Genomic DNA, 20,451 nt, shown 5'->3' on the forward strand with positions numbered 1-20,451 from the left:
TGCCGGCCATCACGACATCTCGTGGCAATCCGCGCGCCGCACTTCCTCGACGAACCGCCGCATCTTCTCGCCATCCTTGATGCCCGGCTCGCTCTCGATGCCGCTGGACACATCCACGCCCCACGGCAGCGTCGCCACCACCGCGTCGAACGCGTTTTCCGGCGTGATGCCGCCGGCCAGCAGGAACGGGCGATGCAACCCGGTCGGGATCTGCGCCCAATTGAACGTGCTGCCACTGCCACCGCTGCCGCCGGGCGCATGGCTGTCGAACAGGAAAGCGGCCGCGTTCGGGAAGGCCATCTGCAGCGCGCGCGCATTGTGCGGCTGCGCGCCGCCCATCGGGATCGCCTTCATGTACGGCAGGCTGAAGCTGCGGCAGAAGCTGTCTTCTTCCTCGCCATGGAACTGCAGCAGGCTCGGGCGGACGGTGCGCACGACCTCGCGCACTTCGTCCTTGCTGTTGTTGCGGAACAGCGCGACCACATCGACCATCGGCGCGGTGGCCTGGCGCATCGCGCGCGCCTCGGCCGGCGCCACGCGGCGGGGGCTGCCGTGCGCGAACACGAAGCCAATCGCGTCCACGCCCAACTCACCGGCCAGGCGGATGTCGCCGGCGCGGGTCATGCCACAGAACTTGATGCGAGTGCGGTACAGCGTTCGATTCATTGCGTGACCTCGGTGGGCAGCTGCCATTGCCGGTCATACAGCGGCCCGACGAAGACCAGCCCCTGGGGCGGCGCGGTCGGTCCGGCCACTGTGCGGTCGCGTCCGGCCAGCAATTCGGCGATCCATTCCACCGGTTGCTCGCCGGCGCCGACCAGCACCAGCGAGCCCACGATATTGCGCACCATGTGATGAAGGAATGCATTCGCCTGCACCGCCACTTCGATCACTTCGCCCTCACGCCGCACCGAGATCGCCTGCAATTCACGCCGCGCATGCAACGCTTGGCACTGCACGCTGCGGAACGCGCCGAAATCGTTCTCGCCCAGCAACGCCTGCGCCGCTGCGTGCATGGCGCCGGCATCGAGCGGACGCCGCTCCCAGCTCAAGGTCTGCCGATACAGCGCCGGGCGCACCGTGCGGTTCAACATCCGGTAGCGGTAACGGCGCGCGCGCGCGGAGAAGCGCGCGTGGAAATCGTCGGCCACCGGCACGCACCAGCGCACCGCCACCGAGCGCGGCAGGCGCGTGGTGGTGCCGAGCATCCACGCGCGCGGGTCGCGGCCGGCCTCGCTGTCGAAATGCACGACCTGGCATTCACCATGCACGCCGGCATCGGTGCGGCCTGCACACACCACCGAGACAGGGGCGTCGGCGACCGAGGACAGCGCCTCCTGCAGCGTGGCCTGCACGCTCGGCCCGCCGTGTTCGCCGAGCTGCTGCCAGCCCAGGAATTCGCTGCCGTCGTACTCCACGCCGAGGGCGTAACGCATGCTGCCGTCCGATTGCGGCGACCACGGCCGCCGGGTTGTTGCGGTGATCTCGCCCGCCCCGCATCGCGCGGGGCAGGCGAAGGGAACTCAGCGCAGCTGGCCGAGCAGCGCGACGGCCTCGGCGCGCGCGGCCGGGTCCGGGCCCTGCGCCACTTCCAGCAGCAGGCTGCGCGCGGTTTCGGTATCGCCCAGGTCCAGGTAGGCCACCGCCAGTTCGAGGCGGTCGCGGCCCGCGGGCACCGGGTTGAGCGGCGCCACGGCATCGGCATGCCACGCCGGCGCGGCGGGCTCGGCCACGATGACCGGCGCCGGATCTTCTTCCACCGGCGCGCGCCAGGGCGCATGTTCTTCTTCGCGCAGGTCCACTTCTTCCAGCTCGACTTCGCGGTCGACCTCGCGCTCGCCCATGCTCGGCGCGGCGGCGCCGGGCACGGCGGCGGCCAGCGTCGCGGCATCGAAACCCTGGCGCGGCAGCGGCGGCAACGGCGAAGGCTTGCGGCGGCGCGACGCCAGCCATGCGGCGATGCCGGCGATCACCAGCGCCAGCCCGCCCCACAGCCACATCGGCGTGCCCGACTCGCTGCCCGGTGCCGGGCCAGCCTTGGCCAGGCGCGCCTGCGCGGCGGCCAGGTCGGTGTCCTTCATCGCGATCAGCTTCTGCTGGTCCTGCTTGAGCTTCTCCAACTCGCCCACGCGGTTACGCAGTTCCTGGATCTCGGCGTCGCGCGTGGCGATATCCTCGCGCGCCTGCTGCAGTTGTTCGTTCGCCGCCATGTCTCCCTCGCCTCCGGCACTGGTGCCGCTGGTCGTTCCGGCATTCTTCGCATCGCTGGCCACGGCCGGCGCAATTTCAAGCCGCGCGCCTTCCGCGGCGGGCGCTGCCGTCGACGGCGCCGGGCTGCTGGCGGTGGGCGTGGCCGCCGCACCGGCCTCGGCCGGTTGCGGGATCGCCGCGCGCGCTTGCCGCCACTGCGCGGCCTGTTCGCGCACCATCGCCCGTGCTTCGGCGGCGCCCACGCGGGCCAGTTCTTCCTGCGCCGGCGTGCGCAGCACCGCACCGGCCTTGAGCCGGTTGATGTTACCGCCGATGAAGGCATCGGGGTTGGCGCGCAGCAGCGCGACCATGGTCTGGTCCAGCGAGGCGCCCTCGCCGGCCAGCTGCGCGGCGATGCCCGACAGCGTCTGGCCGCTGCGCACGGTGAGCGAATCACCCGGCTGCAGCGTCGGCGCGGCGGGCGCCTGGCGCGCGGGACGCGGCGCGGGTGCCGGCTCCGGCGTGGCAGCCACCGGCGGCGCGGCTTCAGGCGTCGGCGTGGCCGGCAACGGCTCCGGCGGCAGCGCTTCGGTCTCGCGAATGATGCGGTTCTCGGCACTGGCGGCCGGCGCTTCGATCATCGGCTCGGCGATCGCCGCGGCGGTGTTCGGTGCATCGACCAGCGCGGAGTATTCGCGCACCAGCCGGCCCTGGCCCCAATCCACTTCGATCAGGAACGACAGCGCCTTCTGCGACACCGGCGAGGCGCTGGTGACGCGGATGACCGCCCGGCCACCGGCGTCCTGGGTGAACTGGAACTGCAGTTCGTTGACCAGGCCCTGCGGCGGCTCCAGGCCGACGCGGGCGAACGTCGCCGGCGAAGCCAGCGCGACGTGCGCGTTCTCCAGCTCGCCCGGCTCGTTGGAAATGACCGGAATCTCGGCCACCAGCGGCTGCCCCGGACGGGACAGCACGCGGATGTCGCCCAGCCCGAGCGCCATCGCAGCACCGCTGCACAGCGTCAGGACCAGCGCGCCGATACCTTGTAGCGGGCGCCTGGCGCCCATTCCCCTGCGTTTCATGGGCGCCAATATAACGTCGCGCCGGAAAGCTGCATACGGGCAGGTGCGCGACGCCGTGCCGAAAGCCCGGCGTCCTTGCGCACCGCAGCAGGCTCAGCCCTGCTCGGCGGCGACCAGTTCGGCCAGCTGCACCGCGTTGAGCGCGGCGCCCTTGCGGATGTTGTCCGAGACGATCCACAGGTTCAGGCCACGCGGGTGCGAGAAGTCCTCGCGGATGCGGCCGACGTACACCGCGTCGTTGCCCGAAGCGTGGGTGACCGGCGTCGGGTAGCCACCCGCCTTGCGCTCGTCCACCACTTCCACGCCCGGCGAACGCGAGAGCAGTTCGCGCGCGGCTTCCACGGTGATCTTCTCGCGGGTCTCGATGGCCACGGCCTCGGAGTGGCCGTAGAACACCGGCACGCGCACGGCAGTCGGGTTCACCTTGATGCTGGCGTCGCCGAGGATCTTCTGCGTCTCCCACACCAGCTTCATTTCTTCCTTGGTGAAGCCGTTGTCCTGGAAGTCGTCGATGTGCGGGATCAGGTTGAAGGCGATCTGCACCGGGAAGCGCTGCGGATCGATCTCCTGGAAGTTCAGCAGCTGGCCGGTCTGCTTGCCCAGCTCTTCCAGCGCCGAACGGCCACCGCCGGACACCGACTGGTAGGTGGCCACGTTGATGCGCTCGATGCCGTACTGGCGGTGGATCGGGCCCAGCGCGACCAGCATCTGCATGGTCGAGCAGTTCGGGTTGGCGACGATGCCGCGCGGGCGGTCCTTGAGCGCTTCCGGATTCACTTCCGACACCACCAGCGGCACGTCGTCGTCGTAACGGAAGGCCGAGGAGTTGTCGATCACCACCGCGCCCGCGGCGGCGAACTTCGGCGCGTATTCCTTGGAGACGCTGCCACCGGCCGAGAACAGCGCGATGTCCACGCCCTTCGGGTCGAAGGTGGCCAGGTCCTGCACGGCGATCTTCTCGCCCTTGTACTCGACGGTGCCGCCGGCCGAGCGCTCGGACGCGAGGGCATGCAGCGTGCCGATGGGGAAGTCGCGCTCGGCCAGGATGTTGAGCATGGTCTCGCCGACCGCGCCGGTGGCGCCGACGACGGCAACGTTGAAACGACGGGTGTTCTGGTTCATGGGTGTTGGCTCGGTGATTCGATAGGGAAAGGAATTCGGCGCAGCATCGCTGGGTTCGGGGAACCTCCGGGACAGCGGACGCGGAGGTTCCCTATCGTTTTTCGGCGCCGATTTTGCCCGCGCCCACGGCCTTGCCGCCGGTTTTGCCGGCGTCGATCTGGCCCAGGTTCAGCGCGCTCGGCGGCCGGCCGGCATCCGGCCCCTGCCCCAGCGCGGCGATCAGGTTGTCCACCGCCAGCGCGACCATGCCGCGGCGGGTATCCAGGCTGGCGCTGCCGATATGCGGAGTCAGCACCACGTTGCGCAGCGCCAGCAGCTCCGGGCGCACGTTCGGCTCGCCCTCGTACACGTCCAGCCCGGCGGCGGCCAGGCGGCCGTTCGCCAGCGCGTCGGCCAGCGCGATTTCATCGACCAGCCCGCCGCGCGCGATGTTCACCAGCGTGGCGGAAGGCTTCATCTTCGCCAATGCCGCGGCATTGACCAGGTGGTGCGCGGCCGGGGTGTAAGGCAGCACCAGCACGAGGTGGTCGGCCTGCGCGAGCAGGTCGTCGAAGCCGACATAGCGCGCGCCGGTCTCGGCTTCCACCGCTTCCGGCAGCCGGCTGCGGTTGTGGTACAGCACCTTCATGCCGAAGCCGAGCGCACCGCGGCGGGCGATGCCCTGGCCGATGCGGCCCATGCCCAGGATGCCCAGCGTGCTGCCGTGGATGTCGTGGCCGAGCATGGTCTTGAACGACCACTGCCGCCACTGGCCCTCGCGCAGCCAGCGCTCGGATTCGGTGATGCGCCGCGCGGCGGCCATCAGCAGCGCGAAGCCGAGGTCGGCCGTGGTCTCGGTGAGCACGTCCGGGGTGTTGCTGGCGATGATCCCGGCCGCGCTCAGCGCGTCGAGATCGAGGTTGTTGTAGCCGACGCCGACATTGGCGACCGCCCGCAAACCGCCGGCGCCGGCCACTTCGGCCGCGCCCACGCGCTCGTTGAGGGTGATCAGCGCGCCATCCACGCCGGCCAGGCGCGCGGCGATGTCGCCGGCCGAATACTTCGTGACTTCCGCCGTGGCCTGCACGTCGAAATACTGCCCGAGCCGTTCGATTTCCTCATCGAACAGCGGCTGGCTGACCCACACGCGTGGCCGCGCGTCAGCCATCGAGCGTTCCGGGAATGCGCGGGGAGACGTCACCGACATCGCCACACTGCGCGCGGTGGCGCAGCGCCTGGTCCATCAGCACCAGCGCCATCATCGCCTCGGCGATCGGCGTGGCGCGGATGCCCACGCACGGGTCATGGCGGCCGGTGGTGACCACTTCGATCGGCTGCCCGTCCACGTCCACGCTCTGGCCCGGCAGGCGCAGGCTGGAGGTGGGCTTGAGCGCGATCGACGCCACGACCTGCTGGCCGGTGGAGATGCCGCCGAGGATGCCGCCGGCGTGGTTGCTGTGGAAACCTTGGGCGGAGATCAGGTCGCGGTGCTCGGTGCCCTTCTGCGCGACGACATCGAAGCCGTCGCCGATCTCCACGCCCTTCACCGCGTTGATGCTCATCAGCGCGGCGGCCAGTTCGCCGTCGAGCTTGCCGTAGATCGGCTCGCCCCAGCCCGGCGGCACGCCGTCGGCCACCACGGTGACGCGCGCGCCGACCGAATCGCCGGACTTGCGCAGCGCGTCCATGTAGCTTTCGAGCTCGTCCACCTGGGCGGCGTGCGGCCAGAAGAACGGGTTTTCTTCCACCGCGTTCCAGTCGAAGCCCTGCGGCACGATCGGCCCGAGTTGCGAGAGCCAGCCGCGCACGGTCACGCCGTAGCGCTGCGCCAGCCACTTCTTGGCGATCACGCCGGCGGCCACGCGCGTGGTGGTCTCGCGCGCGGAAGAACGGCCGCCACCGCGCGGGTCGCGGATGCCGTACTTCTGCCAGTAGCTGTAATCGGCGTGGCCCGGGCGGAACTGCCGGGCGATGTTGGCGTAATCCTTGCTGCGCTGGTCGGTGTTGCGGATCAGCAGCGCGATCGGCGTGCCGGTGGTGACGCCTTCGTACACGCCGGAGAGGATTTCCACCTCGTCGGCCTCGCGGCGCGCCGAGGTGTGGCGGCTCTTGCCGGTGGCGCGGCGCTGCAGGTCCTGGGTGAATTCCCCGGCACTGATCTCCAGCCCCGGCGGGCAGCCATCGACCACGCAGCCGATCGCCGGCCCGTGCGATTCGCCGAACGTGGTGACCGTCAGCAGCTTGCCGAAGGCGTTGGAACTCACGGCCGCGATGCCGCCAGTTCGGTGATGCGGGCGCTGTGCGCGATCAGCTCGCGGCATTCCACCGCGAAGATGCCCATCTGGCCGACCTTGAACTCGATCCAGGCGAAATCCACTTCCGGCAGCAGCTTGACCAGGTGCTGCTCGGATTCGCCGACTTCGCAGATCAGCAGGCCGTCTTCGGACAGGTGGATCGGCGCGTCGCGCAGGATCTTCAGCACCAGGTCCAGGCCGTCGTCGCCCGCGCGCAGGCCCAGCTCCGGCTCGTAGGAGTATTCCTGCGGCAGCGCGTCGGTCTCGTCGTTGGTGACGTACGGCGGGTTGGTGACGATGAGGTCGTAGTGGCGGCCGGTCAGCCCGGTGAACAGGTCCGACTTGAGCAGGGTGACGTTGTCGGCGTGCAGGCGCGCCTTGTTTTCCGCGGCCAGGGCCAGCGCGTCGTCGCTGATGTCCACGCCGTCGACCTGCCAGTTCGGGTTGTAGTGGCCCATCGCGATGGCGATGCAGCCCGAGCCGGTGCACAGGTCCAGCGCGCGGTACACCTCGCGCCCGGCCAGCCATGGCTCGAAACCGGCTTCGATCAGCTCGGCGATCGGCGAACGCGGCACCAGCGCGCGCGCGTCGCTCTTGAAGCTCAGCCCGGCGAACCAGGCCTCGCCGGTGAGGTAGGCGGCCGGCACGCGCTCGTCGATGCGACGCTGGAACAGCGCCAGCACCTGCTCCTTCTCGGCGCGGGTCAGGCGCGCGGCGCCGTAGGCCGGGCCGAGGTCGTGCGGCAGGTGCAGGGTGTGCAGGACCAGCTGGGTCGCTTCGTCCAGCGCGTTGTCGTAGCTGTGGCCGAAGGTCAGGCCGGCCTCGTTGAAACGGCTGGTGCCGTAGCGGATCAGGTCGATGATCGTGGACAGTTCGTCGGCCGTGGCGGCGGTCATGGCAACAGCAGGTGGGGGAAAGGCCCCCGATTATAGGCGCGTGGCCGCTATCATGAGCGTCTGTTGCAGGGGAAACTTCGGCGCGCGGGCCGCGCCGGCCCCGGGCGACGCCCGCCGGCGGCCTCTCCCCGCCGACCCGCGCCGGTCCGCCGGCGCCTCTGGAACGAGGTGGCTGGCCGCATGACCCTACGTACAACCGGCATCGTGATTGCCGCCGCCCTGGCCGCCGGCCTGGGGCTGGTCGTCGCGCAGAAGGTGTTCACCGACCGCTCCGCCGCCACCGCCACGGACACCGTGGTGATGTACCCGCAATCGCGCGCCCTGCCCGATTTCAACCTGCGCCAGTCCGACGGCACCGCGCTGGTGCCCGGCGAGCTGCGCGGCCACTGGACGCTGGTGTTCATCGGCTTCCTGTCCTGCCCGGACGTGTGCCCCACCACCCTGGCCGACCTGGCCCGCGCCCAGCAGCAGTGGACGAACATCCCCGAAGGCCTGCGCCCGCGCGTGCTGTTCGTCTCCATCGACCCGGAGCGCGACAGCCCGGCGCGCGTGGGCGAATACGCCCATGCCTTCCACAAGGACACCCTGGCCGCCACCGCGGACGTGCCGGAGCTGGAGCGCTTCGCCACCGCGCTGGGCTTCGTGTTCCAGAAGGTGCCGGGCAAGCACATCGACGAAAACCCGAACGACTACAGCATGGATCACTCGGCCGGCATCGCCGTGCTCGACCCGCAGGGCCGCCTCGCCGGCCTGATCCGTCCGCCCTTCCAGCCGCAGGCCATTGCCGCGGACTTCACCCGCTTGACCCAGGCTGCCGCCCCATGAATTTCACCACTGCCTTGACCTACGCCCTGCCGCACCGCGCCCTGTCCTCGCTGGCGCGACGGCTGGCCTATTCGACGAACCCGCGCGTGAAGCAGTGGCTGATCGACACGGTCACCGAGAAGTTCAACGTCAACCTCGCCGAAGCCGCGCAGCCGGACCCGACTGCGTACCCATCGTTCAATGCGTTTTTCACCCGGGCCTTGAAGGAAGGCGCGCGCCGCGCCGAGCCGAACCCGCGCACGCTGGTGATGCCGGCGGACGGGCGCATCAGCCAGCTGGGCGCGATCGTCGATGGCCGCATCTTCCAGGCCAAGGGGCAGTCGTTTACCGCCGCCGAGCTGCTCGGTGACGAGGCCTCGGCGCTGCCGTTCCGCGAGGGCCTGTTCGCCACGGTGTACCTGTCCCCGCGCGATTACCACCGCGTGCACATGCCGTGGACCGGCACGCTGCGCGAGACGGTGCACGTGCCGGGCCGCTTGTTCAGCGTGGGCCCGGCCGCGGTGGCCGGCGTGCCGCGCCTGTTCGCGCGCAACGAGCGGCTGGTGTGCCACTTCGATACCGATTTCGGCCCGATGGCCTCGGTGATGGTGGGCGCGTTGCTGGTGTCCGGCGTGGAAACGGTGTGGAGCGGCGAGGAGATCCCGGCCTACGGCGATAGCATCACCCGCAAGGACTATCGCGGCCAGGGCATCACGCTGGAGCGCTTCGCGGAGATGGCGCGCTTCAACTATGGCTCGACGGTGGTCGTGCTGCTGCCGCCGGGCGTGGCGGAATTCGCGCCACAGCTGCAGGCCGAATCGGCGGTGCAGCTGGGCGAGGCGCTGGCGACGCTGCGCGGCTGAAGAAGCCGCGCCCCGCCACGCTTATTTGTCGCAGCCCACCAGCTGGATGACCTGCCCCGGCTTCAGCGCATAGGCCGGCGCGCGCAGCTTGTTGGCCTTGGCCAGGTCCTTCAACTCGCACTGGTGCTTGTCGGCGATGCGGCCGAGCGTGTCGCCCTTGGCTACCTTGTAGCTGCGCACTTGTTTGGCCTTCGGCTTGGCCGGCGCCGGCTGGCCGGTGGCCACGGTGGTCGCCACGCCCGCCATCGGCGTCGCGCTACCCACCGCCACGCTGCCGGTGAACGACTGCGGTGAAGGCCGCACGATGGCCTGGTTGAGGTCGGCGCTGATCAGCGTGCGCGCCAGGTCCGCGCGCGGGCCCTTCACGCAGTAGCGGTTGTACAGGCCGACGATGCGCGTGGTCGCGTTGATCGTGGTGCCGCCGGGAATCCAGCCGTCCGGCTCGTAGCGCGGGTTGAGGTTGCGCAGCGCGCGCATGTAGCCATCGCGCGTGCCGGCGCTGCCCAGGCAGATGGTCAGCTCGTAAATCGTGGTCGAACGCGAGAGCGTCAGCGTGGCCGGCACCGCGTTGACCTTCGGCAGCTCCAGCCCGTACTGCTGCGGGTGCAGGAACAGCCACGCCGCGGCGATCACCATCGGCACGTAGTCCTTGGTCTCGGCCGGGAACTGGTCGTACACCGACTGGTCCCAGAAGCTGCGCCCGCCGGTGGCGCCGTATACGCGCGCCGCGCGGCCTTCGCCGCCGTTGTAGGCGGCCAGCGCCAGCTCGATGTTGCGGTTGAGCTCGCCCATGCGTTCGTTGAGGTAGGCGGCACTGGCCATCGCCGCGCTGCGCGGGTCGAAGCGGCTGTCAAAGCCGGTCTCGTCCACGCCCAGGCCGAAGCGGCGGCCGGTGGCCGGCATGAACTGCATCAGGCCGGCGGCGCCGGCGCGCGAGCTGGCATGCACGCGGCCGTTGGACTCCTTGGCCATGATGCCGAACAGCAGCGCTTCGGGCAGGCCGCGGCGCTGCCATTCCGGCCACATGACGCCGCGCAGGTTCTCGTAGTTCTCGTAGCTGGTGAGCAGCTGCGGGCGCAGGTCGGTGAGCCAGCGGCGGATGCCGGCCTGCACGGCGGCGTTGTATTCGACCATGGTGTCGAACTCGTGCCGGCGGTCGTTGAGCAGCGCCGCGGCGCGGGCGGCCTCGGGCACGTCGGCGGCCAGCGGACCGACATGGTCCGGGTCGGCTTCGAGCAAACCGTCGTCGGCGCCGTCATCGTCGTCCTGCTGCTGGGCGTCGGTGCTGGCCTTGAGCAGGCGCTTGTAGGTCGCCAGCATGGTGCCCATCTCGCAGCCGCGCTGCTGGGTGCAGGCGGTGATGACGTCCTCCATGTCCTCCAGCGCGGCATCGCTCTCGGCCTGGCCCTTGGGATCGGCGTTGCCGACCAGCACCTGGGCGTCGCGGTAGCGCTTCTCGGCGGCGGCCATCCGCGTCTGCAGGGCCTCGACCCGGGCTTCGTCGCGCTTGGACAGCGCCATGGCAGGGGGAACGACCGACAGCAGCGCCACGACGGCCAGCAGGGGCCACGGGCGCGGAACGGGGAACGGGAGCGGCATCTTTCGACTACGGCGGCGACGAGGTCTGGCAGGTTAGCCGCGGCCCGCGCGCCGGGGCAAGGCGCGCCGCGGGACGGGTACAGTGCAACGTCAGCCAGCGCCGTAGAATCGGCGCAACTTGAATGCGAGGCATGCCATGGATCCGATCCTGCTGGGCAAGGGCGTCACCGACGACATCGCCGTGGTCCTCCAGCCCCGGCTGGGCAATCGCCACGGCCTGGTGGCCGGCGCCACCGGCACCGGCAAGACGGTGACCCTGATGACCCTGGCCGAGGGCTTCTCGCGGATCGGCGTGCCGGTGTTCCTGGCCGACGTGAAGGGCGACGTCGCCGGCCTGGCCGTGGCCGGCGACGGCAACGACAAGCTGCGCCAGCGCGCCGCCGAGATCGGCGTGGCCGACTACGCCCCCGCCGCCAGCCCGGTGGTGTTCTGGGACCTCTACGGCCAGCTCGGCCACCCGGTGCGCACCACCGTCAGCGAGATGGGCCCCACCCTGCTCGCCCGCATCCTCGAACTCAACGACACCCAGGCCGGCGTGCTGGACATCGTGTTCAAGCTGGCCGACGACCGCGGCCTGCTGCTGCTCGACCTGGACGACCTGCGCGCCCTGCTCAACCTGGTGGTGGAAGACCGCAAGGAGATCTCCACCGAATACGGTCTGGTCAGCGCCCCGTCGGTGGCGGCGATCCAGCGCGCCCTGCTGCGGCTGGCGCAGGACGGCGGCGAAGGCTTCTTCGGCGAGCCGGCACTGGCGCTGGAAGACCTGATGCGCACGACGACGGACGGCCGCGGAGTGATCGGCATCCTCGCCGCCGCGCAGCTGGTGCTCAAGCCGCGGCTGTATTCGACCTTCCTGCTGTGGCTGCTCTCCGAACTGTTCGAGCGGCTGCCGGAAGTGGGCGACCTGGACAAACCCAAGCTGGTGTTCGTGTTCGACGAGGCGCACCTGCTGTTCGACGATGCGCCGCCCGCGCTGGTGCAGCGCATCGAGCAGGTGGTGCGCCTGATCCGTTCCAAGGGCGTGGGCGTGTACTTCTGCTCGCAGTTCCCCGACGACGTGCCGGCCAACATCCTCGGCCAGCTCGGCAACCGCGTGCAGCACGCGCTGCGCGCCTATACGCCGCGCGACCAGAAGGCGGTGAAGACGGCCGCGGAAACCTTCGTGGCCAATCCCAGGCTCGACGTCGCCAGCGCGATCTCCAGCCTGGGCACCGGCGAGGCGCTGGTCTCCACGCTGCAGGACAAGGGCGTGCCGATGCCGGTGGAGCAGACGCTGATCGCCCCGCCGCGTTGCCGCATGGGCGCCATCACCGACGCCGAACGCACGCAGGTGCGCGCGGGCAGCCCGGTCGGCGGCAAGTACGACACCGCGGTGAATCGCGAATCGGCGGCGGAGATGCTGTCCAAGCGGGCCCAGGCGCAGGTCGCCAAGGCCGACGCGCCGCCGGCGCGCGGGCCGGAGCAGGACGCGGCCGCCGGCAACGAATGGGGCCAGGCGGTGAAGGACGCGGTGTTCGGCACCAAGCGTCGCCAAGGCTTGCTGGAGACGATGGCCAAGCAGACCACGCGCACGGTGGGCAGCAAGCTCGGCCAGCAGATCGTGCGCGGCATCCTCGGCGGCATCTTCGGCGGCGGCAAGCGCTGACGGACGCGGCGCCCGGCACCATTGCGCGCGCCGGGCGCGTGCCAGCACAATCCGGACGGACAACGACCGCTCAGGGGGAGCGTCATGGAAGATCGTCGTAAGCGGACCGGCCGCCAGGGTGGCGCACCGGAACCGTTCTGGTCGCGTCTGCCCGCGATCGCGCTGTATCCGATCCACGGCGCCGCGCTGTGGTCGCTGATCGCATTGAGCCTGTGCGCGCTGTTGTCGCTGCTGCCCGGTATCGGCGGGATCCTGGGCCTGGTCGTCTCGCTGGCCACCTACCGTTATGCGTTCGAGGTGCTGCGGCACACTGCCAACGGACATCCCGACGCCCCGAACTACGGGCTGGAACTGAGCGACGGCGCGATCTGGCGCCTGTTCGTGTTGATCATCCTGGCCGCGGCCGGCGTGATGTTCGTGGCGATGTTCACCCGCAGCGGCGCCCTCGCCCTGATGGCGCTCGGCGCCGTCGTGCTGTTGATGCCCGGCTCGGTGATCTCGCTGGCCATGGACGGCAGCCTGCTGCGCGCGCTCAACCCGATGGTGCCGCTCGGCCTGGCCCTGCGCATCGGCTGGCCGTACCTGGCCGCGGTGTGCCTGCTGTTCGTGATCCTGGCCAGCTCGATGACCGCCGCGGTATGGCTCAGCCGCTACATGCCGCCGCTGGTCAGCCACCTCACCGTGAACTTCATGGTGACCTGGGGCCTGTTCTCGGTGTTCCACCTGCTGGGCTACCTGGTGTTCCAGTACCACGAGGCGCTCGGCTTCGAGCCGGAAGCCCTGCAGGACACCCGCCGCGCCGATCCCGACCAGCGCCTGCTCGACGAAGCCGAGGGCCACGTGCGCGACGGCCATCCGCGCGAGGCGCGCGAGGTGCTGCGCGGGGCGATCAAGGGCCGCGCGGTGTCGCTGGGCGTACATGAGCTGTACCAGCGCCTGCTGCGCCAGGAAGGCGCCTCGCCGGAGCTGCACGACCACGCGCAGCTGTACATCAGCCGGCTCGTCGCCGAGAAGCAGGAACGCCGCGCCCTGGCGATCCTGCGCGAGATGCTGGAAATCGAACCGGACTTCACGCCGGCGCAGGTGGAACAGGCGATGTCGCTGGTGGATCGCGCGCGCCTGGGCGGCCAGCACCAGCTCACCGTGGATGCCCTGCGGGCGATGGTGCGCAAGTGGCCGCGGCGCGAGGAATCCGCGCAGTGGGCGCTCGATGCCGCGCTGCTGCTGGCCGAACGCTATGGCCGCGACGACGAGGCGCGGGCACTGCTGGAGACCGCGCTGATCAGCTGCGAAAACGAGGAAGTGCGGCGCCGCCTGCAGACCGCGCTGGCGGCCATCACCTCCACCGCCTCGCCGACGGCCTGACCCTTCAGAGGTTGTCCAGCAGGAAGCGCGCCTTGGTCGCCTGCGGCTGGTCCGGGAAGGCCTGCAGCAGGTGGGCCAGCAGGCGCTGCTGATCGCCGGACTGGCGCGCGCCGTGCGCGAGCGCCAGCTTCAGCCACAGCTGGGCCTGGGCATCCCGCGGCCCGCCCTCGCCTTCCAACGACAACAGCCGCTCGGCCTCCTGCAGGTGGCCCAGGGCGATCCACTGCGAAGCCAGCACGCTGCGCACATCGGCCGGCAGCGCGACGCCGTCGCCCGGCAGCGTCTGTGCCAGCCCCCACTGCGCCTGCACCTGCGCGGCGTTCGTCGCGGGCAGCCGCAGCAAGGTGAGCGCGCGCTCGCGCAGGAACTGGGTCTGGCCCGCGTTGCGCGCGAGCCGGCAGCGCGCCAGCGCCACGTCGAAACTTTGCGGCTGTTCGGCCGCCAACTCGGCCAGCAGCGATTCGGCCTCGGTGTTTTCCATGCGCCCGAGGTGGCGCTGCGCGCGCGCCCAACGGTCGTCCACCACCACGGCCGGGGTATCGAGCAGGAAGGCCGGCCGCGTCTGCTTCGTCCATACCAGCAGCGCGCCCATCAGCGCGCCGGTCACCAGCCCGCCGGCATGCGCCTCGAAGGCGACGCGCGCGTCGTCCTGCGAGAGCAGGTTGAACACTTCCCAGCCCAGCCACAGCGGAAACAGCAGGATGGCCGGGGCGCGCACGTAGTTGAACACCACCCAGAACCAGTAGAAGAAGCGCACCGGCTGGCGTCCCCACACCGCGCAGAACGCGCCCATCATCGCGGCGATCGCGCCGGACGCCCCCAGCCCGCCGCCGTATTCGCCCCAGCGCCACAGCACGCTCGCCGCGGCCGAGCCATAGGCGCCCACCACGTACACGCCCAGCAGCCACCCCGGGCCGATCGCCCCTTCCAGCAGCAGGCCGAGCGCGACGAGGAACAACATGTTGCCGATCAGGTGCATGGGGTCGGCATGCAGGAACGCGGCGGTGAGCATGCGGTGCGGCGACCACTCCGAGCCGCGCTGCATGTGGCGCAGGGTGAAGATGGCATCCAGGCGGCGGTCGAACTCGGCGCGCAACGGGCGCCAGCGTGCCTGCGCATCCTCATCCTCGCCCGGCGCGTGTTGGGCCAGGCGTGCACGGAAGCCGAGGTCGTTCACCGCCGCCGTGGCCAGTTGCCCCCACTGCGCATCCTCGTCTTCGTCATCCAGCGCCTGCACCTCGTCGCCGCGGCCGCTGTCGAGCAGGTATTGGCGATAGGCGGGCATCTCCTGTTCGGCCAGGCCAGAATCCAGGTAGTAGCGTTGTGCCTGCCCCATCGCCCGGGTGTCGCCGGACTGCGCGCCGAAGAACACGATCACGTTGGCCAGCAGCAGCAAGGTGGTCATCCAGGGCCAGGTGGCCAAGGTGAGCGGCTTGTGCAAAGGCAGGATCAACATCGGCAACATCCCCTGTCGGCGCGAAGCAGGCAGCTTCGACGATCGGCCGGGCGACATGCAAGCCGCGCCGCGCTAGCATCCCCTCCCCCGTGGCCGCCCCCGTTCCTGGCATGACCCGCTGGCGTCCCCCCGCAGAGAAAAGCACCGCGCTCATCACCGCCGCCGGCCACGCCCGGCTCAAGGCCGAGCTCGACGAGCTGTGGCGCGTACGCCGGCCGGAAGTGGTCAAGGCGCTGGCCGCCGCGGCGGCGGAAGGCGATCGCTCGGAGAACGCCGAGTACACCTATCGCAAGAAGCAGCTGGGCGAGATCGACCGGCGCGTGCGCTACCTCAGCAAGCGGCTGGAGGCGTTGCGGGTGGTGGATACGCGGCCGAGCGACCCGCAGGCGGTGTTCTTCGGGGCGCGCGTGGAGCTGGAGCGGGTCAGCGACGGCGAGCTGCTGCGCTACCGCATCGTCGGGCCGGACGAAACCGATGCCGCGCAGGGCTGGATCAGCATCGATTCGCCGATGGCGCGGGCGCTGTTGAAGAAGCGCGTGGACGACGAGTTCGAGGTGATGCTGCCGGGCGGCATGACCCGCTTCGTGATCGTGGAAGTCGATTACGCGTGAAGTGCGCCGCGACCGGGTGATCCGCGGTCGCGGCTGAAGCCGCTCCCGCAGGGAGCGGCGCGCGGCGGATTACACCATCGCCAGCGGCAGCGGCTTGCGCGCCGGTTCCAGCGCATCGCCGAACAAATCGTGCTCGTCGCTCTCGGTGATCTCCACCTGCACGAAGTCACCCGGGCGCAGGCCCATTTCCTCGCCGTTCTGGATGTGCACCAGGCCGTCGATCTCCGGCGCGTCGGCGCGCGAACGCGCCACCGCGATGCCGTCCTCCAGGCCATCCACCAGGCACTGCTGCACGGTGCCGACCTTGGCCTCCAGGCGCGCGGCGGAAATGGCGGCCTGGCGTTCCATGAAACGGGCCAGGCGCTCCTGCTTCACTTCCTCCGGCACCGGGTCGGGCAGCGCGTTGGCGCTGGCGCCTTCCACCGGCGAGTAGGCGAACGCGCCGACGCGATCCAGCTGCGCCTCGTCGAGGAAGTCCAGCAGCGCTTCGAACTCGGCTTCGGTCTCGCCGGGGAAGCCGACGATGAAGGTCGAACGCAGGGTGATGTCCGGGCAGATCTGCCGCCAGCGCAGCACGCGCTCGAGGGTTTTATCCACGGCGCCCGGCCGCTTCATCAGCTTGAGGATGCGCGGGCTGGCGTGCTGGAACGGGATGTCCAGGTACGGAAGGATCTTCCCTTCGGCCATGAGCGGCACCACGTCGTCCACGTGCGGGTACGGATAGACGTAGTGCAGGCGCGTCCACACCTTCAGCTCGGACAGCCCTTCGCACAGCGCCTTCATGCGCGTGGCGTACTGGCGGCCCTGCCAGGTCTTCTCTGCGTACTTCAGGTCCACGCCGTAGGCGGAAGTGTCCTGCGAGACGACCAGCAGTTCCTTGACGCCGCCGCGCACCAGCCGCTCGGCCTCGCGCAGCACGTCGTCCACCGGGCGCGAGACCAGGTCGCCGCGCATCGAAGGAATGATGCAGAAGCTGCAGCGATGGTTGCAGCCTTCGGAAATCTTCAGGTACGCGTAGTGGCGCGGGGTCAGCTTGATGCCGTAGTCCGGCACCAGGTCCACGAACGGGTTGTGCTGCGGCGGCAGCGCGGCGTGCACCGCCTCCATCACCGTGGCGTAGTCCTGCGGGCCGGAGACGGAGAGCACGTCCGGGTACTGCTCGCGGATCAGCGCCGAGTTCTTGCCCAGGCAGCCGGTGACGATGACCTTGCCGTTCTCGTTCATCGCCTCGCCGATGGCGTCGAGCGATTCGGCCACGGCCGAGTCGATGAAGCCACAGGTGTTGACCACCACCACGTCGGCGGCGTCATAGCTGGGGACGATGTCATAACCCTCGACCCGCAGCTGGGTGAGGATGCGTTCGGAATCGACGAGCGCTTTCGGACAGCCAAGGCTGACGAAGCCGACTTTGGGGTTCGACTGGGACATGCGGGGGTCTGGGGGCCTGGGTGAGGAACGGCCTGGGGCCTGGGCGGGCCGGATTATAGCCGGCCGCGCGCGGGCGCCCTGAACGCCAGCGGCCAGACTCCGTCACCCCTGCGAACAGGCAAGGCTTCCATAATGGAGATCCCCCATTCATTAGCCGAGGACATTCCCATGGGCCACTGGACCACGCTCGATACCCCGCACGGCCAGGTCACCGCCTGGCACGCCAAGCCGGCTGGCCAGCCGCGCGGCGGCCTGGTGGTGATCCAGGAGATCTTCGGCGTCAACGAGCACATGCGGCAGGTCGGCGAGGATTTCGCCAGCGCCGGCTACGAGGTGCTGGTGCCGGCGTTCTTCGACCCGGTGGAAAAGGATGCCCAGCTGCCGTACGACCAAGCCGGCACCCAGCGCGGCCTGGAGATGGTCAAGGCGTTGGGCATGGACCGCGCGGTGGACATCGTCCAGGCGGCCGCCACGGCGCTGGCGCCGGCCGGCAAGGTCGGGACCGTCGGCTACTGCTGGGGCGGCAGCGTCGCGCTGCTCTCGGCGATCCGCCTGGGCCTGCCGTCGGTCAGCTACTACGGCGCGCGCAACGTGCAGTTCCTGGACGAGCCGCTCAAGGCGCCGGTGATTTTCCACTTCGGCGAGCAGGACAAGAGCATCCCGCCGGAAGCCGTGCAGGCGCACCGCGAGAAGCTGCCGCAGTCGCCGGTGTACGTGTACCCGGCCGACCACGCGTTCAATCGCGACGTCGGCCCGCACTACGCGCCGGAGAGCGCGAAGCTGGCGCGCGAGCGCACGCTGGCCTTCTTCGCCGACAACCTGTGAGCGGCTTCGCGCTCGACCCGCGGCTGGCCGCCGACAGCGTGTTCGTCGCCGACGGGCCGCTCTCGCAAGTGCGCCTGATGGACGACGCACGCTTCCCTTGGCTGGTGCTGGTGCCGCGCGTGGACGGCGCCAGCGAGTGGATCGACCTGGACGGTGGCCAGCAACGCCTGCTGCTGGCCGAGGTCAACCAGGTCTCGCGCCTGCTGCAGGCCGAACCCGGCGTGCGGAAGCTCAACCTCGGCGCGCTGGGCAACATCGTGCGGCAGCTGCACGTGCACCTGGTCGGCCGGCACGAGGGCGATGCCGCGTGGCCGGGCCCGGTGTGGGGCAGCGGGCGGGCGCAGCGGTTCGCGCCGGACGACCTGCAGCGGCGTGTCGAAGACTGGGCGCAACGGCTACGATAGGCGCCCGTCCAAGCCACCCGATCCCGACTGCATGAAATCCCACGTCGTCGCCGCGCTGATCCTCATCCTCGTCGGCCTGCTGTTCCTGGCCAACAACCTGGGCTGGACGCACCTGAGCATCGGGCGGCTGATCAGCACCTGGTGGCCGGCCCTGCTGGTGGCGGTCGGCATCGGCATGTTGTTCGGGCGCGGGAAGTAACCCGCGATCAAACGAAAAACGGCGCCGAAGGGCGCCGTTTTCGTTTGCATGGCCGCGCGGCTCAGGTGCGCGGCAGGGTCACGCCGGTCTGGCCCTGGTACTTGCCGCCGCGGTCGCGGTAGCTGGTTTCGCACACTTCGTCGGACTGGAAGAACAGCATCTGCGCCACGCCTTCGTTGGCATAGATCCGCGCCGGCAGCGGCGTGGTGTTGCTGAACTCCAGGGTGACGTGGCCTTCCCACTCCGGCTCCAGCGGCGTCACGTTGACGATGATGCCGCAGCGCGCGTAAGTGCTCTTGCCCAGGCACACCACCAGGGTGTCGCGCGGGATGCGGAAGTATTCCACCGTGCGTGCCAGCGCGAAGCTGTTGGGCGGGATGATGCACACGTCCGATTCGATATCGACGAAGCTGCCGCTGTCGAAGTGCTTCGGGTCCACGATGGTCGAGTTGATGTTGGTGAACACCTTGAACTCGCGCGAGCAACGCACGTCGTAGCCGTAGCTGGAGGTACCGAAGCTCACGATGCGCTGCCCGCTGGCGTCCTGCTTGACCTGCCCCGGCTCGAACGGCTCGATCATGCCGTGCTGTTCGGCCATGCGCTTGATCCAGCGGTCGCTCTTGATGCTCATTCGGTGTTCCTGGGGATGGAGGGGGCGGTCTGCGCCGCCGCCAGAGTCTAAACATTGCGGCCGCAGGCGTCTGCGGCCACACGGAGGCACTCAGCCGAACGCGATCGGGATGCTGGCGCGCGGGCGCTTGGCCAGTTCCTCGGCCAGGCGCGTGGCGGCGGCGGCGTAGGCCTGCGCGGCGGGCGAATCGGGCGCGGCGGCGACGATCGGCGTGCCGACATCGCCCTGTTCGCGGATGGCGATCTCCAGCGGCAGCGAGCCCAGCAACGGCACGCCGTACTGCGCCGCCATGCGCTGGCCGCCACCCTCGCCGAACAGGTGCTCGGCATGCCCGCAGTTCGAGCAGGTATGCACGGCCATGTTCTCGACGATGCCCAGCACCGGCACTTCCACCTTCTCGAACATCTTCAGCGCCTTGCGCGCGTCGAGCGTGGCGATCTCCTGCGGCGTGGTGACGATCACCGCGCCGGCCACCGGGATCTTCTGCGAGAGGGTCAGCTGGATGTCGCCGGTACCCGGCGGCAGGTCGACCAGCAGGTAGTCCAGGTCGTCCCACAGGGTGTCGTTGAACAGCTGGGTAAGCGCGGAGGTGGCCATCGGGCCGCGCCAGATCATCGGGGTGTCGGTGTCGATCAGCAGGCCGATGGACATCGCCTCCACGCCGAAGGCGCGCAGCGGCTCGATCGACTTGTTGTCCGGGCTGTCGGGCCGGCCGGCCAGGCCGAGCATGGCCGGCACGCTGGGGCCGTAGATGTCCGCGTCGAGCAGGCCGACGCGGGCGCCCTGGCGTTGCAGGGCCAGGGCGAGGTTCACCGCGGTGGTGGACTTGCCCACCCCGCCCTTGCCCGAGGCAATGGCGATGACGTTGCGGATGCGGGAATGGGGGCTCAGGCCGCCCTGCGGCTTATGCGCTGGAATCTTCATGTGCCTATTGTCCGCGAGCCGGGGCGGGCACTCCAACAACGTGTCGTGCGTCACCCTTAAAACGTTTTCTCATCAATAATTTGAGAATTGCATCACACTTTTTCGCTAATTTTCCGTTCACGAACTGATGAACC

20 protein-coding genes are annotated in these 20,451 nt (G+C 69.9%); 8 read left to right on the forward strand and 12 right to left on the reverse strand.

What is annotated here, in order from left to right; all coding sequences use genetic code 11:
- Positions 1-9: 9 nt before the first annotated feature.
- The 7 genes from ARC20_RS07290 to prmB form a co-directional block, all read right to left on the reverse strand.
- A complete protein-coding gene (locus tag ARC20_RS07290) occupies positions 10-666 on the reverse strand; it encodes a phosphoribosylanthranilate isomerase (RefSeq protein WP_057646118.1) in 657 nt (218 codons plus the stop codon).
- A complete protein-coding gene (truA, locus tag ARC20_RS07295) occupies positions 663-1,436 on the reverse strand; it encodes a tRNA pseudouridine(38-40) synthase TruA (RefSeq protein WP_057646119.1) in 774 nt (257 codons plus the stop codon). The genes ARC20_RS07290 and truA overlap by 4 nt, the downstream gene beginning before the upstream one ends.
- 87 nt (positions 1,437-1,523) lie before the next feature.
- Positions 1,524-3,272, reverse strand: coding sequence for a type IV pilus assembly protein FimV (locus tag ARC20_RS07300; RefSeq protein ID WP_057646120.1), 1,749 nt, complete (start codon positions 3,270-3,272; stop codon positions 1,524-1,526).
- Between the two features lie 93 nt (positions 3,273-3,365).
- The gene (locus ARC20_RS07305; RefSeq protein WP_057646121.1) at positions 3,366-4,394 is read right to left on the reverse strand and encodes an aspartate-semialdehyde dehydrogenase; all 1,029 of its coding nucleotides are present in this window, start codon (positions 4,392-4,394) and stop codon (positions 3,366-3,368) included.
- Between the two features lie 91 nt (positions 4,395-4,485).
- Positions 4,486-5,541: a 2-hydroxyacid dehydrogenase gene (locus ARC20_RS07310; RefSeq protein ID WP_057646122.1), complete on the reverse strand. Its 1,056-nt coding sequence runs from the start codon at positions 5,539-5,541 to the stop codon at positions 4,486-4,488.
- Positions 5,534-6,637 (reverse strand): chorismate synthase, encoded by a 1,104-nt coding sequence (gene aroC, locus ARC20_RS07315; RefSeq protein ID WP_057646123.1) that lies wholly within the window; start codon positions 6,635-6,637, stop codon positions 5,534-5,536. Before aroC ends, ARC20_RS07310 begins: the two co-directional genes overlap by 8 nt.
- Positions 6,634-7,563, reverse strand: a complete 930-nt coding sequence (gene prmB / locus ARC20_RS07320; RefSeq protein WP_057646124.1) for a 50S ribosomal protein L3 N(5)-glutamine methyltransferase — start codon at positions 7,561-7,563, stop codon at positions 6,634-6,636. Before prmB ends, aroC begins: the two co-directional genes overlap by 4 nt.
- 180 nt (positions 7,564-7,743) lie before the next feature.
- On the opposite strand from prmB, the gene ARC20_RS07325 reads away from it, so the two are divergent.
- Entirely contained in the window at positions 7,744-8,388 is a 645-nt protein-coding gene (locus ARC20_RS07325; RefSeq protein WP_057646125.1) for an SCO family protein, read from the forward strand.
- Positions 8,385-9,230 (forward strand): archaetidylserine decarboxylase, encoded by an 846-nt coding sequence (gene asd, locus ARC20_RS07330; protein ID WP_057646126.1) that lies wholly within the window; start codon positions 8,385-8,387, stop codon positions 9,228-9,230. Before ARC20_RS07325 ends, asd begins: the two co-directional genes overlap by 4 nt.
- Positions 9,231-9,251: 21 nt before the next feature.
- Here the strand turns inward: asd and ARC20_RS07335 are convergent, their stop codons facing one another.
- Positions 9,252-10,829, reverse strand: a complete 1,578-nt coding sequence (locus tag ARC20_RS07335) for a transglycosylase SLT domain-containing protein (protein ID WP_057646127.1) — start codon at positions 10,827-10,829, stop codon at positions 9,252-9,254.
- Between the two features lie 136 nt (positions 10,830-10,965).
- Between ARC20_RS07335 and ARC20_RS07340 the strand changes: the two genes are divergently transcribed.
- On the forward strand, positions 10,966-12,474 hold the full coding sequence (locus ARC20_RS07340; RefSeq protein WP_057646128.1) for a helicase HerA-like domain-containing protein: 1,509 nt from the start codon (positions 10,966-10,968) through the stop codon (positions 12,472-12,474).
- 84 nt (positions 12,475-12,558) lie between these two features.
- Positions 12,559-13,839: a DUF4013 domain-containing protein gene (locus ARC20_RS07345; protein WP_057646129.1), complete on the forward strand. Its 1,281-nt coding sequence runs from the start codon at positions 12,559-12,561 to the stop codon at positions 13,837-13,839.
- Positions 13,840-13,843: 4 nt separating this feature from the next.
- Here the strand turns inward: ARC20_RS07345 and ARC20_RS07350 are convergent, their stop codons facing one another.
- Positions 13,844-15,295: a rhomboid family intramembrane serine protease gene (locus ARC20_RS07350; protein WP_057646130.1), complete on the reverse strand. Its 1,452-nt coding sequence runs from the start codon at positions 15,293-15,295 to the stop codon at positions 13,844-13,846.
- Between the two features lie 110 nt (positions 15,296-15,405).
- Here ARC20_RS07350 and greB point away from each other — a divergent pair, with 110 nt between their 5' ends.
- On the forward strand, positions 15,406-15,906 hold the full coding sequence (greB, locus tag ARC20_RS07355; protein ID WP_057646131.1) for a transcription elongation factor GreB: 501 nt from the start codon (positions 15,406-15,408) through the stop codon (positions 15,904-15,906).
- A gap of 69 nt (positions 15,907-15,975) precedes the next feature.
- On the opposite strand, the gene rimO is transcribed toward greB, so the two are convergent.
- Positions 15,976-17,334: a 30S ribosomal protein S12 methylthiotransferase RimO gene (rimO, locus tag ARC20_RS07360; RefSeq protein WP_057646132.1), complete on the reverse strand. Its 1,359-nt coding sequence runs from the start codon at positions 17,332-17,334 to the stop codon at positions 15,976-15,978.
- 168 nt (positions 17,335-17,502) lie between these two features.
- Between rimO and ARC20_RS07365 the strand changes: the two genes are divergently transcribed.
- The 3 genes from ARC20_RS07365 to ARC20_RS18615 are packed head-to-tail and all read left to right on the forward strand — an operon-like array spanning position 17,503 to position 18,762.
- The gene (locus ARC20_RS07365) at positions 17,503-18,159 is read left to right on the forward strand and encodes a dienelactone hydrolase family protein (RefSeq protein WP_057646133.1); all 657 of its coding nucleotides are present in this window, start codon (positions 17,503-17,505) and stop codon (positions 18,157-18,159) included.
- On the forward strand, positions 18,156-18,563 hold the full coding sequence (locus tag ARC20_RS07370) for an HIT domain-containing protein (RefSeq protein WP_057646134.1): 408 nt from the start codon (positions 18,156-18,158) through the stop codon (positions 18,561-18,563). Before ARC20_RS07365 ends, ARC20_RS07370 begins: the two co-directional genes overlap by 4 nt.
- 31 nt (positions 18,564-18,594) lie before the next feature.
- Positions 18,595-18,762, forward strand: coding sequence for a LiaI-LiaF-like domain-containing protein (locus ARC20_RS18615; protein ID WP_108143383.1), 168 nt, complete (start codon positions 18,595-18,597; stop codon positions 18,760-18,762).
- Between the two features lie 61 nt (positions 18,763-18,823).
- On the opposite strand, the gene dcd is transcribed toward ARC20_RS18615, so the two are convergent.
- Together dcd and apbC are read right to left on the reverse strand one after the other, a co-directional pair.
- The gene (dcd, locus tag ARC20_RS07375) at positions 18,824-19,393 is read right to left on the reverse strand and encodes a dCTP deaminase (protein ID WP_057646135.1); all 570 of its coding nucleotides are present in this window, start codon (positions 19,391-19,393) and stop codon (positions 18,824-18,826) included.
- A gap of 90 nt (positions 19,394-19,483) precedes the next feature.
- Positions 19,484-20,317: an iron-sulfur cluster carrier protein ApbC gene (gene apbC, locus ARC20_RS07380; RefSeq protein ID WP_057646136.1), complete on the reverse strand. Its 834-nt coding sequence runs from the start codon at positions 20,315-20,317 to the stop codon at positions 19,484-19,486.
- Positions 20,318-20,451: the final 134 nt, after the last annotated feature.

The sequence above is a fragment of the Stenotrophomonas panacihumi genome (assembly GCF_001431645.1).
In the GTDB taxonomy this organism is placed as follows: domain Bacteria; phylum Pseudomonadota; class Gammaproteobacteria; order Xanthomonadales; family Xanthomonadaceae; genus Stenotrophomonas_A; species Stenotrophomonas_A panacihumi.

What these genes read in the sequence shown, in the direction of transcription:
- ARC20_RS07305 (WP_057646121.1), bottom strand. Translation starts at nt 4,394, where the DNA reads ATGAACCAGAACACCCGTCGTTTCAACGTTGCCGTCGTCGGCGCCACC.
- asd (WP_057646126.1), top strand. Translation starts at nt 8,385, where the DNA reads ATGAATTTCACCACTGCCTTGACCTACGCCCTGCCGCACCGCGCCCTG.
- dcd (WP_057646135.1), bottom strand. Translation starts at nt 19,393, where the DNA reads ATGAGCATCAAGAGCGACCGCTGGATCAAGCGCATGGCCGAACAGCAC.
- ARC20_RS07325 (WP_057646125.1), top strand. Translation starts at nt 7,744, where the DNA reads ATGACCCTACGTACAACCGGCATCGTGATTGCCGCCGCCCTGGCCGCC.
- ARC20_RS07290 (WP_057646118.1), bottom strand. Translation starts at nt 666, where the DNA reads ATGAATCGAACGCTGTACCGCACTCGCATCAAGTTCTGTGGCATGACC.
- truA (WP_057646119.1), bottom strand. Translation starts at nt 1,436, where the DNA reads ATGCGTTACGCCCTCGGCGTGGAGTACGACGGCAGCGAATTCCTGGGC.
- ARC20_RS07310 (WP_057646122.1), bottom strand. Translation starts at nt 5,541, where the DNA reads ATGGCTGACGCGCGGCCACGCGTGTGGGTCAGCCAGCCGCTGTTCGAT.
- ARC20_RS07350 (WP_057646130.1), bottom strand. Translation starts at nt 15,295, where the DNA reads ATGTTGATCCTGCCTTTGCACAAGCCGCTCACCTTGGCCACCTGGCCC.
- greB (WP_057646131.1), top strand. Translation starts at nt 15,406, where the DNA reads ATGACCCGCTGGCGTCCCCCCGCAGAGAAAAGCACCGCGCTCATCACC.
- ARC20_RS07300 (WP_057646120.1), bottom strand. Translation starts at nt 3,272, where the DNA reads ATGAAACGCAGGGGAATGGGCGCCAGGCGCCCGCTACAAGGTATCGGC.
- apbC (WP_057646136.1), bottom strand. Translation starts at nt 20,317, where the DNA reads ATGAAGATTCCAGCGCATAAGCCGCAGGGCGGCCTGAGCCCCCATTCC.
- rimO (WP_057646132.1), bottom strand. Translation starts at nt 17,334, where the DNA reads ATGTCCCAGTCGAACCCCAAAGTCGGCTTCGTCAGCCTTGGCTGTCCG.
- ARC20_RS07345 (WP_057646129.1), top strand. Translation starts at nt 12,559, where the DNA reads ATGGAAGATCGTCGTAAGCGGACCGGCCGCCAGGGTGGCGCACCGGAA.
- ARC20_RS07340 (WP_057646128.1), top strand. Translation starts at nt 10,966, where the DNA reads ATGGATCCGATCCTGCTGGGCAAGGGCGTCACCGACGACATCGCCGTG.
- ARC20_RS18615 (WP_108143383.1), top strand. Translation starts at nt 18,595, where the DNA reads ATGAAATCCCACGTCGTCGCCGCGCTGATCCTCATCCTCGTCGGCCTG.
- ARC20_RS07335 (WP_057646127.1), bottom strand. Translation starts at nt 10,829, where the DNA reads ATGCCGCTCCCGTTCCCCGTTCCGCGCCCGTGGCCCCTGCTGGCCGTC.
- ARC20_RS07365 (WP_057646133.1), top strand. Translation starts at nt 17,503, where the DNA reads ATGGGCCACTGGACCACGCTCGATACCCCGCACGGCCAGGTCACCGCC.
- prmB (WP_057646124.1), bottom strand. Translation starts at nt 7,563, where the DNA reads ATGACCGCCGCCACGGCCGACGAACTGTCCACGATCATCGACCTGATC.